Annotated in this window: 12 protein-coding genes and 1 tRNA gene; 6 read left to right on the top strand and 7 right to left on the bottom strand. The window is 60.4% G+C overall.

Annotated elements, in window-relative coordinates; translation table 11 throughout:
• Positions 1–41: 41 nt before the first annotated feature.
• Complete coding sequence (locus HW556_RS12575; protein WP_176900397.1) at positions 42–977, top strand: Ppx/GppA phosphatase family protein; 936 nt, start codon at positions 42–44, stop codon at positions 975–977.
• 183 nt (positions 978–1,160) lie between these two features.
• Here the strand turns inward: HW556_RS12575 and HW556_RS12570 are convergent, their stop codons facing one another.
• The 3 genes from HW556_RS12570 to HW556_RS12560 form a co-directional block, all read right to left on the bottom strand.
• Positions 1,161–2,288: a hypothetical protein gene (locus HW556_RS12570; RefSeq protein WP_176900396.1), complete on the bottom strand. Its 1,128-nt coding sequence runs from the start codon at positions 2,286–2,288 to the stop codon at positions 1,161–1,163.
• A 427-nt stretch (positions 2,289–2,715) separates the two neighbouring features.
• Positions 2,716–3,381: a hypothetical protein gene (locus tag HW556_RS12565; protein WP_176900395.1), complete on the bottom strand. Its 666-nt coding sequence runs from the start codon at positions 3,379–3,381 to the stop codon at positions 2,716–2,718.
• Positions 3,382–3,638: 257 nt separating this feature from the next.
• Complete coding sequence (locus tag HW556_RS12560) at positions 3,639–4,160, bottom strand: hypothetical protein (RefSeq protein ID WP_176900394.1); 522 nt, start codon at positions 4,158–4,160, stop codon at positions 3,639–3,641.
• Between the two features lie 223 nt (positions 4,161–4,383).
• Between HW556_RS12560 and pheS the strand changes: the two genes are divergently transcribed.
• The 5 genes from pheS to HW556_RS12535 all read left to right on the top strand — a co-directional run bounded on the left by pheS (position 4,384) and on the right by HW556_RS12535 (position 7,435).
• Positions 4,384–5,457 carry a phenylalanine--tRNA ligase subunit alpha gene (gene pheS, locus HW556_RS12555; protein ID WP_176900393.1) on the top strand — a complete coding sequence of 358 codons (1,074 nt, stop codon included), beginning with the start codon at positions 4,384–4,386 and terminating at the stop codon, positions 5,455–5,457.
• 63 nt (positions 5,458–5,520) lie between these two features.
• On the top strand, positions 5,521–6,429 hold the full coding sequence (locus HW556_RS12550; RefSeq protein WP_176900392.1) for a 3-hydroxyacyl-CoA dehydrogenase NAD-binding domain-containing protein: 909 nt from the start codon (positions 5,521–5,523) through the stop codon (positions 6,427–6,429).
• A gap of 71 nt (positions 6,430–6,500) precedes the next feature.
• Positions 6,501–6,944, top strand: a complete 444-nt coding sequence (locus HW556_RS12545; RefSeq protein ID WP_176900391.1) for a Rieske (2Fe-2S) protein — start codon at positions 6,501–6,503, stop codon at positions 6,942–6,944.
• A 95-nt stretch (positions 6,945–7,039) separates the two neighbouring features.
• A tRNA-Asn gene (locus tag HW556_RS12540) sits at positions 7,040–7,116 on the top strand.
• 145 nt (positions 7,117–7,261) lie between these two features.
• Positions 7,262–7,435, top strand: a complete 174-nt coding sequence (locus tag HW556_RS12535; protein WP_176900390.1) for a hypothetical protein — start codon at positions 7,262–7,264, stop codon at positions 7,433–7,435.
• 80 nt (positions 7,436–7,515) lie between these two features.
• Here the strand turns inward: HW556_RS12535 and HW556_RS12530 are convergent, their stop codons facing one another.
• From HW556_RS12530 to HW556_RS12515, 4 genes are all read right to left on the bottom strand, one after another.
• Positions 7,516–8,196 (bottom strand): sterol desaturase family protein, encoded by a 681-nt coding sequence (locus HW556_RS12530; protein WP_176900389.1) that lies wholly within the window; start codon positions 8,194–8,196, stop codon positions 7,516–7,518.
• A gap of 63 nt (positions 8,197–8,259) precedes the next feature.
• Positions 8,260–8,781 (bottom strand): shikimate kinase, encoded by a 522-nt coding sequence (locus HW556_RS12525; protein WP_176900388.1) that lies wholly within the window; start codon positions 8,779–8,781, stop codon positions 8,260–8,262.
• Between the two features lie 90 nt (positions 8,782–8,871).
• The gene (locus HW556_RS12520; RefSeq protein WP_176900387.1) at positions 8,872–9,930 is read right to left on the bottom strand and encodes an ABC transporter permease; all 1,059 of its coding nucleotides are present in this window, start codon (positions 9,928–9,930) and stop codon (positions 8,872–8,874) included.
• Positions 9,931–10,076: 146 nt separating this feature from the next.
• On the bottom strand, positions 10,077–11,183 hold the full coding sequence (locus HW556_RS12515) for a BT_3928 family protein (RefSeq protein ID WP_176900386.1): 1,107 nt from the start codon (positions 11,181–11,183) through the stop codon (positions 10,077–10,079).
• Positions 11,184–11,197 lie beyond the last annotated feature (14 nt).

Below are 11,197 nucleotides of genomic sequence, written 5' to 3'. Positions count from 1 at the left end.
CCTACACCGTCCATTAAGCATCCTAAAAATACAGCCCAGCCATGAGCCACCGCCGCCTTGCCCTGATTGACATGGGCACCAACACATTTCATCTGCTGATTGTGGAGCTGTCGGCCGACGGCCGGACGGCCCCGCGCCCCTTGTTGCGCACCAAGGTGGGCGTGCGGCTGGGAGAAGGCGGCATCAGCGCGGGCCGCATTGCTGAGCCAGCCTACGAGCGGGCGCTGCACGCGCTGCTGGGCTTCCGCGAAGAAATTGAACTGCACCAGGTAACCGATGTGCGGGCCACGGCCACCAGCGCCATGCGCGTCACCGAAAACGGCCCCGAACTGGTTAAGGACATTTTCGAGCAAACGGGTATTCAGGTGGAGGTGATTGGCGGCGACCGGGAGGCGGAGCTGATTTGCGCCGGCGTGCGGCAGGCCGTGCCGCTGGGCCCAGAACGCCACCTTATTATGGACATTGGCGGCGGCTCGGTGGAGTTCATATTGGCCAATGACAGCACCATTTTCTGGAAGCGCAGCTTCGAAATCGGGGCCCAGCGCCTGCTCGACCGGTTTTTCCCGGAGCCCAGCGGCATCATGCCCGCCGAGGCCATTGTGGCCGAGCAGCAGTATCTGGCGGAAACGCTGGCCCCGTTAACAGCCGCGCTGGCCGAGTTTTCGCCGACGAGCCTGATTGGCGCCTCGGGCAGTTTTGATAGCCTGGCCGACATGCAGCTGGGCCAGTTGCGCACCGAAGCCGAGCTGCCGCCGAGCACCGAGCTGACCCTCAGCAGCTTCCGCCACAGCTACGCCCAGCTGCTCACGCTCAACCACGAGCAGCGCCAGGCCCTACCCGGCATCTTGCCCATGCGCGCCGATATGCTGGTGGTAGCCGCGGTTCTAATTGAGTACGTGCTCAACCTGACTGACCTGACGCGCATCCGCACTTCCGCCTATGCGCTCAAGGAAGGGCTGCTGGCCGAAATGCTATAATTCCTGAACGATGTGGCGGGGGGGGGGGGGGGGCGCCCCCCCCCCCCGCCCGCCGCAGAGGGGGAGAGGAAAACCGCTTTCCGGGCCCCACCAACCCCCACGCAAGGGGGGGGGGGGGACAGCCCCCCCCCCCTACGGCGCCCGCCGCAACTCGGGCATGTTATCATAACAGGACCGGGGCAGTTACTTCGTTTTCCCGAAGCGGTAAGTAACCTCGCCATAAGCCGGCACAATGTATCCCAGTTCCTGAGCATATCCCTGAGCATAGAGGAAACCCAGGCTACCGCTGATCCGGGACCCCGATATACGGGCCCCGGCCAGCCCCCCAAGGCCCCCATTCACGAAATACGTTTCGCTGAGTAGCGAAACGCGCCGGGAAATGCGGGTGGCCCCGCCCACCACTACTACCGGCGAGGTAGTGGCAATGCCATCACTACTTACCAGGTAGCCCACGCCCAGCGTCGCGTTGCTGTCGGCCGAGCCGTAGGTAGCGGCTCCGTAGGCAACGCCGGCACTACCTTCGGAAGTAATGAAGTACAAGGCGCCAAATCCGGCGCGGAACTGCTCGCTTATGGGCAGCGTCAGTTTGGGCGTGAGGGCCAATCCTGTAAAGCCCGACCCCGGTAGAATGGGGATCAGCACGCCCATCGAAAAGTTGTCGGTGATACCGTAATTGGCTCCGAGCAGGAAGATGCTGACATTTTGCACGTAGCCCTCGCCTTGGCGCAGGCTGCGGGCCGTGGGGGCGAAGAAGATGCGCGTTCCGTTGCCCACCGGCGCCCAACCCCGCCGCTGCTGGGTTGCGGTCAGCAGCTCCAGATTTTTGATATCAGCTTTCCGGATCGTCAGCAAACCCAGGTCGATGGTCTGGAAGTCCAGCTCGTTGGCCCGCTGGGCCTTCAGCACTCCAATAAAGCTGTTGCCGGTGAGCAGCTCCACCGAGTAAGTAGCGTCAAGCAGCAGGGCCGCGTCGGCGCGATTTAACTCTTCGCGGCGGCTCTCAATCTGGCGGCGCAGCGCCTCAAATTCGGCCGCGGTGAAGGCCTGGGTGCGCTCATCGCCGTTGCGCAGCGTGACTTGCAGTATGATGGAGCGCAACCCGTCGGTGCTCTGGAACTCCAGGAAACGGGCAAACTGGAACTCGTCGGCCGAGTAGGCTGGAAACAGGCTGTATTGGATCTTCTCCGGCAGGTCGATTACCTCCCCAACCAGTGCGCTGACAATTAATGTCCGCTCCTTCTGCTGGGCCTGCACGCCGTGGCCGGCCAGTAGCGCAATTACCAGCAACATGTACGCGTAGAGCCGACTCATAAAAACGGGGAACAAAGGTTAGTATGGGCTCAAACATAGAGGTTTCCAGAAACAGCTGAGCACATCGACCATCAGAATATTACCGGTAATCAGACTTTACAGAAACTCCGAAAACAACCGCACACTACCTTTATTCCACCCCATGGAATAATTGGGCGCTGATACGACGACGTAAATCAGGCATTACGTTTCTTGCAGTGGACGAAGTCAGCCGGCAGAAATTAGCTAAAAACTGCTCTCCCGGAATGGCTTTGGGCCTGCATCCACCTATAAGAATCAGGTAAAAGAAAACCACAGGCTTGTAGTGCGAAGCGCCTGCTTCGCGCTGCACCACCAATGTGTAAGCTTAGACTAAAAGAAATCCGCCTGCCCGACGAGTGTCGGACAGGCGGATTTCTTTTAGTCTGGAGTGGGTGCCGGGTCGGGATTACCAGCCGCTGCCACCGCCGCCCCAGCCGTCATCGGCTTTCTTGGCGGGCGCCTTTTTAGCAGGCGCGGCTTTCTTGGTAGTTGTAGCGGCAGCAGCACCACCGCTCTTGGTGCTTGCCGAGGAGGTAGCGGCTTTAGCAGCAGGCGTGGCGGTAGGCATAGGTGCCGGAGCGGCGGCTATTGGTTCGGGCTCGGGCACCAGAATGGGCGCGGGAGCAGCCATAACGGGCGGCGCAATATCGGCCGAGCGCACCGAGCGGCGCACGTATGGTGCCAGCGGGCGGCCCCGGTAGTCAGTGGTTACGCGGCGCGAAGGCGCAGCCGTAAAGCCGGGCGCAATGCTGGCGCCAATCGGCTGCTCTTCATACACCGGGCCGGCAGCAGCGCCGGCAGTGGCACCACCAGCAGCAGCGCCACCCCACTCGCTACCAGCCGAGGCGGCCGCCTCAGTTGGGGCGGGAGCAGCAGCGGCAGGTGCAGCCATAGCGGGAGCAGCCTTCGTTGTTTTGGCCGGTGCGGGTTTGGCAGCAGCTTTTTTCGGAGCCGAAGAGCCCCAGCCGTCACCGGAGCTACCCCAGCCATCCGATTTTTTTTGCGCTACGGCCGGTGCGGCCAGGAATATGCCGCCGAGCAGCAACAGCGGAACTAGTTGACGATTCGTCATGAAACAGATGCTAAACAGGTTGTTATCGCAAAGATACAGTGCCTTGCGCGGGTCCGAAATACTCTACTCACATTTCGGTGGCCAAAATAGTAGCGGCTACCGAATCCGACGGTCAGGTTCACGGATAACGCACACGGTGTCCGGATGTTGCCTAACGGTAGAGTCCCGTTTATCGTTCCACTTTTCTTTGTCGCAAATGGCTGATTTGGCCATTAGGGCTGCTGGACAGCCTATTTTGCTACCGAAAGCGCAGCTGTTCACCAGCCGGCGTCAATTGCCGGGGCATCGGTGGCTGGGGCATCGGTTACCAGGGCAGTGGTGGCCAGAGTAGTCGGGGCTGGCTGCGTCTGGGGCAGTGGGCGGCCGTGGTAGTCGGTGCTGGCGGCCCGATGCGGGGCCGTGTTCATTCCCGGAGCCAGCATCACGCCTGAGGAAGCCATCAACGGATCGGTAGAAGTGGTGCGTACCGAGCGCGGCCGGAACGACTTACGACGGGCTACCGGGCGGCCATGATAGTCGGTGCTGGTGCCGCGGTAAGGCGAGGAACTCATGCCGGGAGCCACCAGCACGCCAGAAGAGCGCATCATGGCAGCATCGGTATCATCGGCGGCGGGAGTAGCAGCGTCTGCCGCAGCAGCGGGAGCGGGCCAGTCCCAACCGTCGGTGGCGGGGGCCATGCTCGTGCTTTCCAGGGGGTAAGCGGTTGTGGTTTGGGCCTGGGCCAGGGGCACACTCAGGAAGGCAACGGCCGCAGCGGCCGCGAAAAGCAACTTTTTCATCGGGAAGAAATCAGGAGTGAAAACGAGTGGCCAGGATAGCGGCGCAGCAGAGAAGGCTAGAGCCGGTGGGCTGCCTGACGGTTTTGCAGCAACCGTACCAACTACGCCCGCATGAGCCATCAGCCCGCATCCCAATACGTTTATCTAGTTGATAATCAACGCTAAATTTTTATCACCTAAGTAACTCCAAACACACAATCGGCAATCAGGCTACCTTTGCTCCATGCTACAGGAAACCATTGCCCGGGTGCGGGCGGAAATAGAGGCCGCTGACCTTTCCACGGCCGAACAACTCGACCAGTTCCGCATTGCCTACACCGGCCGCAAAGGCCAACTGGCCGACCTGTTCGACCAGCTTAAAAGCGTGGAGCCCGCCGACCGTCGGGCCGTGGGCCAGGACCTCAACCAGCTTAAGCAGCTGGCCCAGGCCCGTTTCGATGAGCGCCGCGAGCAACTGGAAGCCAGCGCGGCCAACGCCCCCTCCGACCCTACCTTCGACTACACGCTGCCGTCCGTTCCGCAGGCCTTAGGCACGCGCCACCCGCTGAGCTTGGTGCGCGAGGAAATCGTGCGCATTCTGGCTCGTATCGGCTTCAACGTGGCCGAGGGGCCCGAGATTGAGGACGACTGGCACAACTTTACGGCCCTCAACTTCCCCGAAAACCACCCCGCCCGCGACATGCAGGACACGTTTTTCGTGAAGAGCGCCGGGTTGAGTTCCGAAGGCTCGGATGCGGAAGCCAACGCCCCCGCCAGCTACCTGCTTCGCACCCATACCAGCCCGGTACAGGTGCGGGTGATGCAGGCGCAACAGCCGCCCATCCGCAGCATTATGCCGGGCCGGGTGTACCGCAACGAGGCCATTTCGGCGCGGGCCCACATGATGTTTCATCAGGTAGAAGCGCTTTTCATTGACGAAAACGTGAGCTTCGCCGACCTCAAGCAGACGGTATACTACTTTGTGCAGGAGCTATTCGGCGACGACGTGCAGGTGCGCTTCCGGCCCTCGTTCTTCCCCTTCACTGAGCCCTCGGCCGAAATTGACATCACCTGCCTGATTTGCAAAGGAGCGGGCTGCAACATCTGTAAAGGCACGGGCTGGGTGGAAATCGGGGGGGCCGGCATGGTCGATCCGGCCGTGCTGGAGCAGTCGGGCATTGATGCCGAGCGTTACTCGGGCTACGCCTGGGGCATGGGCATCGAGCGCATCACGATGCTCAAATACCAGATCAAGGACCTGCGCCTGTTCACCGAAAACGATATGCGCTTTTTGCGGCAGTTTGAATCCCTGCTGTAGACTCCTTGGCCTGATTACGCTGATTTTCTGCTGCGTTTATTCGCCCTCTTACACTTGCCACCTATGACCTCTCCTGCCTCTTCTACTGCCACTAGCCAGCCCATTTCCATAGAAACTGTGGCCATTGTGGGCGCGGGCACCATGGGGCTGGGCATTGCGCAGGTGTGCGTGCAGCACGGGCTGCCCACTATGCTGTTCGATATAAACGCCGACATGCTACCCAAGGCCCGGCAGGCCATTGCGGCGGGATTAGGGAAGCTGGTGGAAAAGCAGAAGCTGAGCCCCGAGGAGCGCGATGCCGCGCTGGCCCGCCTCACCCTCACCGATAAGCTGGCCGAGGTGCGCGCCGACCTGATTGTGGAAGCCGTGGTGGAGCGTCTCGACGTGAAGCAACAGCTGTTCCGACAGTTGGCCGAGCAGAATCCGGCGACGAGCATATTCGCTTCCAATACCTCGTCGCTGCCCATTACGCGGCTGGCGGCTGGCATTCCGCACCCCGAGCGGGTGGTGGGCATGCACTTCTTCAACCCGGCGCCCATTATGAAGCTGGTGGAAGTTATCAGCGGCGTGGCTACCGCGCCGGCCGTGGCTGATGCGGTGTTTGCGCTGGCTACGCGGTTAAGTAAGCGCCCCGTGCGGGCCGCCGATGCGCCGGGCTTTATTGTGAATCGGGTAGCGCGGCACTATTACGTAGAAGGCCTGAAGCTGGCAGAGGAGCAGGTAGCCCCGCTGGAGGTGATTGATGAGCTGCTGGAATCGGCCGGGTTCCGCATGGGCCCGTTCCGCCTCATGGACCTGATTGGCGTGGATAGCAACTACTTAGTTACGTCGGCCATGTACGAGGCCTTTCACTTCGACGCCAAGTTCCGGCCCAGCCGCCTGCAACAGCAGAAGGTGGATGCCGGCCACCACGGCCGCAAGTCGGGTCGGGGCTTTTATGAGTATCCTACCACCGCGCTAGCCAAGGGTTGAGGTACCGCCAACGCACTATCCAACCCCCAAGTGCGTTGGCAACATCAGGGCTCACCTAATTGCTTTGCCGCATGCGTACCATTCCAGTTTTTTCCCGTTTCCTCGGCTTATGCGTGCTGGCCACCACCGCGCTGGGCATTGCCGCCTGCGGCTCGGGTAGCAACGCGCAGCCCCAGATTCCGCTGGCCATCGTAAACGAGGTGCTATTCCTGACCGACCAGCAAAACAGTGCCCTGCGCTTCGATAACGGGGCGGTGTATACAAAGGGCGGCCTGCGGGGGCTGATTGTGGTGCGCCAGAACGTCGGCACCTACCTGGCCTTCGACCGCACCTGCCCCTACCAGCCCCAGGATACCTGCGCCCGGGTGCGCATCGAGCCCCTTTTTCGGCTCTTCGACCCCTGCTGCCAGTCGCAATTCAGCTTCACGGGCCAGCCACAGGGCGGCCCGGCCACGCTACCTATGCGCCGCTACAGCACAGCCCTCTCAGGCAATGTCCTGACAATCACGAATTAGAAAAATAACCTGTTGTTTTTTGAAAGGCGGGTTTGGTGCTTCCCGATCTTTACCTTAATATTGCACCAGCAACGGCAAAAACCGCCGCCATAACCGCTTCCTTAGCTCAGCCGGTTAGAGCATCTGACTGTTAATCAGAGGGTCCCTGGTTCGAGCCCAGGAGGGAGCGCCAAGTAGGAGGGCCGCTTATCTACGGATAGGCGGCCCTCCTTTTTTATGGGTTAATTCGCGCCAATCAACCTTTTACCGGCAGGAAGAGTACACGCAGGGAAGATCCGAATACTCGGGAACTGACTATTTACTCTCCCCTTTCTGCCATGAACATTCTACGCTTCCCCCTCACTGCGGCCTTACTGGTACTGCTCACTTTCTCGCTTAGCAGTTGCGACGCCATTGGCACCATCTTCAAAGCTGGGGCCTGGACGGGCCTGATTGGCGTGTTTCTGCTGGTGCTGTTGCTCTGGTTTATCGTGCGTAAGATGCGCGGCTAGTTATCTGCTACAGAATAAAAAGCAGAAGGGCCACTCCTTGCGGAGTGGCCCTTCTGCTTTAACACTAAGCCAATAAAATCTTACCTGGCTTTCTTATCAGGCATGGTTCCTACAATGTGGTCCCAAAGAGTGGTGCTGACACCAAAGGCAATTTCATCCTGCTTGTAGTGGTGCATGGCATGGTGGTGCCACCAGAATTTAAGGAAGTTTTTCGGTGGGGCATATACGTGCAGCGCGTAATGCACAAACAGGTAGAGGGCATAGCCGAACACGAAACCGGCCAATACTCCGAAACCGGCGTTGCCAAGCGTGAAACGGAAGATAAAGAACAGCAGCGACGCCACGAACACCGTCAGGATGGGCGGCATAGCCAGGCGGGTCTTGTCTTTCGGGAACTCGTGGTGTACGCCGTGCATGGTGTACTGAAACTTGGCGCGGGCCGGGGTGCTGGTATTGAGGTGGTACACGTAGCGGTGCATCAGGTACTCGGCCAGCGTAAAGAGCAGCCAGCCGCCCAGAAATAGCCCAAAAGCCGACAGCCCCGTCAGCAGGTCGCGGCTCAGACTATAATACAGGCTCACGGCTGCCACCGAAAAAAAGATGGTGAGCGGACCAGCAATATGCGTGTGCGTGAGTCGCTCCAGCGTGGGGTTCTGGAACAGGCGGGCAGAACCTTTGTGCTTGGGCTTGATGGCGTCGGGCGTTTTGACCGGCGTTACCAGCGGGGCGTTAATTTCCGCGGTTTCGGGGGCAGTATTCATACCAGTAAGCAATAGTGAAGCGCAAAAATACACAAACCCCACGCAAAGACGGGTTTCGCATACCTAAGCAGTAGTGGAATAACGCGCTATCAGCCGCCGAACGGCTTCGGGCGAGCAGGTGGGCGCGGTGCAGCGCAACGGAGCGCGCTCGTAGAACCGCTGCCGGGCGGCTAAGGTTTCACGCAGGCGTACTTCGAGGGCGGCCGCGTCGGGGGTGGCGGCCAGCAGCGGGCGGGCCGCCGCCGCATGCTGGAGGCGGCGCACCAACTCAGGCACCGGTACGGCCAGATAGAGCGTGAGGCCGGTTTCGAGCAGGAGCTCCAGGTTGTGGTGGAAGCAGGGCGTGCCGCCGCCGGTGGCCAGCACCAGGGCCGGATAGCGGGCTACCACGGCCCGCAACGCATCGGCCTCGCACTGGCGGAAGTACGCCTCGCCCTCCTGGACAAAAAGCTCCGGAATACTGCGCTGCTCCCGCTCCACAATTTCCGCATCCAAGTCAATAAACGGCACTCCATAGCTCTGGGCCAAGCTCCGCCCCAAGGTGGTTTTGCCCGCTCCCGGCATACCAATCAGATAAAGCTTCATTGGGCTGCTGTGTTGATAAACTGCCGTATTGCTAACATTTGAAAGAACACGCTTGCTGCTGCTCTCTGCCGCTCCTTATGTCAGGCCAAACTACCCCAGCTTCACCCGCGGGTCGAGCAGAGCATAGAAAATATCGACCACGATGTTGACCAGCACGAACAGCGCGGCAATAAACACGGTGGCGCCCATTACCACTGGGAAGTCGAGGTTTTCGACGGCTCGCAGCGTCACGGTGCCTAAACCTTTCCAGTTGAAGATGTATTCGATGAAGAAAGCACCTGCCATGAGCGAGGCCAGCCAGCCCGACACGGCCGTTACCACCGGATTGAGGGCGTTTTTGAGCGCATGGCCCACCACTACCCGGTACTCCGACAGGCCCTTGGCCCGGGCCGTGCGAATGTAATCCTGGCTGAGCACGTCGAGCATGGAGGAACGCGTGAGCTGCACGATGATGGCCAGCGGCCGCACGCCCAGCGCCAGGGCCGGCAGCAGCAGATTCTTGAGTACCAAATGGCGGCCGGTGAACGGGTCGGTTTCGTAGAGCTGGCCCGTGAGGTTGAGGCCCGTGTACTCGCTCCAGTAGTAGCCAAAGGTGATGGCCACCAGAATGCCGGCTACGAACGAGGGCACCGAAATACCCAGAATGGAGGTCGAAACCAGCGTGCGGTCGAGCCAGGTGTGGGCCCGGAGCGCGGCCACGATGCCCAGCGCAATGCCCACCACCGTAGCCAGCAGCATGGCGGCCAGCGCCAGCCAGAGCGTGCCGGTAAAGTGGTCGAGCAGAATGCTGAGTACCTCCTTGTTGCTCTGGAAAGAGCGGCGCAGGTAAGGCGCTTTCAGCACCACCGCCCGCTCGGAGCCCAGCGGCAGCAGCGTGAGGCCACCGTAGCGGGCCACGCCGGCCGAGTCGCGCGGGTGCAGGCCCAGCGGCGACACGTCGTTGAGGTAGCCCAGCAGCTGGCCGGGCAGGGGCTGGTCGAGGCCCAGGTCGGCGGCAATGGCGGCGCGGGTGGCGGCGTCGGAGCGTTGGCCGGCCAGCAGCGCTACCGGGTCGCCGGGCAGCACTTGGAACAGGAAAAACACCGTGCAGGCCACGCCCACCAGCACCAGCGCCCCCTGCCACAGCCTGCTCAGGATAAAACGAATCATTGGTTGGTGCTTAATTGGTAGCGGGGAACTGCCATGCTGAGCGCAGCCTAAGCATCTCTACCTCAATGTTAATTCTGATGTCAGGAAGTTCCTATTACGGCAGAGATGCTTCGGCTGCGCTCAGCATGACAAAGCTCCACTAACCACTATAAAGCTTCTTCCAGCTTGCTGGCATCCGGAATGTCGTGGTAGTGATACTTGCTCAAGACCACGCCGTTTTGCAGCAGGATCAAGCCGGGGTTGGAGCGGATCATGGACTTGAGCACAGTGGCGTCGGCGAAGTAGTAGGTGCCCGGCAGGTTTACATCGTGGCGGAAGGCATCGAACTGCTGGGGGCTGCTGCTGGTGATGATGAGGGGCTTGATCTGGCTGCGCGACTTAGCGGCGGCTTCGAGCAGCAGGTTAATCTCCTTGAAACGGTCCCGGTCGGCGTCGGCTACGTTCTGCACAATAAGCAGCAGCTTGTTGCCGGTCAGTACCTCCTGGGTGTGGTCGGTTCCTTCGGCGTCGAAGATGGCAAAATCGGTGATGATGGGGCGGCTGGCCTCGGGGTTGAGCACTTCCATGCTCTTGTATTTCCAGCTCGAATCGGTGGGGTAGTCGGCAAAGATTTTGCTTTCGCCGTTGCGCTCCATCACATACTGGTAACGGGCCTGCTCAAGGGGTTTCATTAGCTGCCCGATGTCGTTACCCACCTTGTAGGGCAGGAAATCGAAGTAGGGTAAATGGCCCAGTGCCCGCACCCCAATGCCAATGGCCACGGCCGAGGCAATGGTAATGTACATGACGCCCAGCGTGCCGCGGGCGAACACCCGGCGCAGATACCGCTCATTGAAGAATACCACGGCCCACAAACCTAACAACACCATATCCTTGGCAAACGACTGCCAGGGTGTGAGCTTGATAAAGTCGCCGAAGCAGCCGCAATCGGTTACTTTGTTGAAGGCCGCCGAGTAGAAGGTAAGGAAGCCGAAAAACACCAGCAGCCCCAGCAGTACCCACAGCGTCTGGCGCAGCATCCAGCGCAGCAGTACGGCCACGCCCAGCACTACTTCCAGCGAGCTGAGGAAGATACTCAGCAGCCGGGTGTGCGGAACGAAGAACTTGAAAAACGAGCCAAAGTCGCGCGAGAAAACCTCGAAATACTCCTCCAGCTTTAGGGCCGTGCCCACCGGGTCGTTGAGCTTGATGAGGCCCGAGAAAATAAATACCGCGCCCAGCAGCAGCCAGCAGATTCGGGTAAGTTGCTTCATGATGGGATGTTGGG

Source organism: Hymenobacter terrestris (assembly GCF_013377905.1).
In the GTDB taxonomy this organism is placed as follows: Bacteria; Bacteroidota; Bacteroidia; order Cytophagales; family Hymenobacteraceae; genus Hymenobacter; species Hymenobacter terrestris.
This window is presented reverse-complemented; position numbering and strand designations above follow the sequence as displayed.

Bases quoted from the DNA above. Each gene is read 5' to 3' on its own strand.
- HW556_RS12550 (WP_176900392.1), top strand. From the start codon at position 5,521: ATGACCTCTCCTGCCTCTTCTACTGCCACTAGCCAGCCCATTTCCATA.
- HW556_RS12525 (WP_176900388.1), bottom strand. From the start codon at position 8,781: ATGAAGCTTTATCTGATTGGTATGCCGGGAGCGGGCAAAACCACCTTG.
- pheS (WP_176900393.1), top strand. From the start codon at position 4,384: ATGCTACAGGAAACCATTGCCCGGGTGCGGGCGGAAATAGAGGCCGCT.
- HW556_RS12530 (WP_176900389.1), bottom strand. From the start codon at position 8,196: ATGAATACTGCCCCCGAAACCGCGGAAATTAACGCCCCGCTGGTAACG.
- HW556_RS12515 (WP_176900386.1), bottom strand. From the start codon at position 11,183: ATGAAGCAACTTACCCGAATCTGCTGGCTGCTGCTGGGCGCGGTATTT.
- HW556_RS12535 (WP_176900390.1), top strand. From the start codon at position 7,262: ATGAACATTCTACGCTTCCCCCTCACTGCGGCCTTACTGGTACTGCTC.
- HW556_RS12545 (WP_176900391.1), top strand. From the start codon at position 6,501: ATGCGTACCATTCCAGTTTTTTCCCGTTTCCTCGGCTTATGCGTGCTG.
- HW556_RS12560 (WP_176900394.1), bottom strand. From the start codon at position 4,160: ATGAAAAAGTTGCTTTTCGCGGCCGCTGCGGCCGTTGCCTTCCTGAGT.
- HW556_RS12575 (WP_176900397.1), top strand. From the start codon at position 42: ATGAGCCACCGCCGCCTTGCCCTGATTGACATGGGCACCAACACATTT.
- HW556_RS12520 (WP_176900387.1), bottom strand. From the start codon at position 9,930: ATGATTCGTTTTATCCTGAGCAGGCTGTGGCAGGGGGCGCTGGTGCTG.
- HW556_RS12570 (WP_176900396.1), bottom strand. From the start codon at position 2,288: ATGAGTCGGCTCTACGCGTACATGTTGCTGGTAATTGCGCTACTGGCC.
- HW556_RS12565 (WP_176900395.1), bottom strand. From the start codon at position 3,381: ATGACGAATCGTCAACTAGTTCCGCTGTTGCTGCTCGGCGGCATATTC.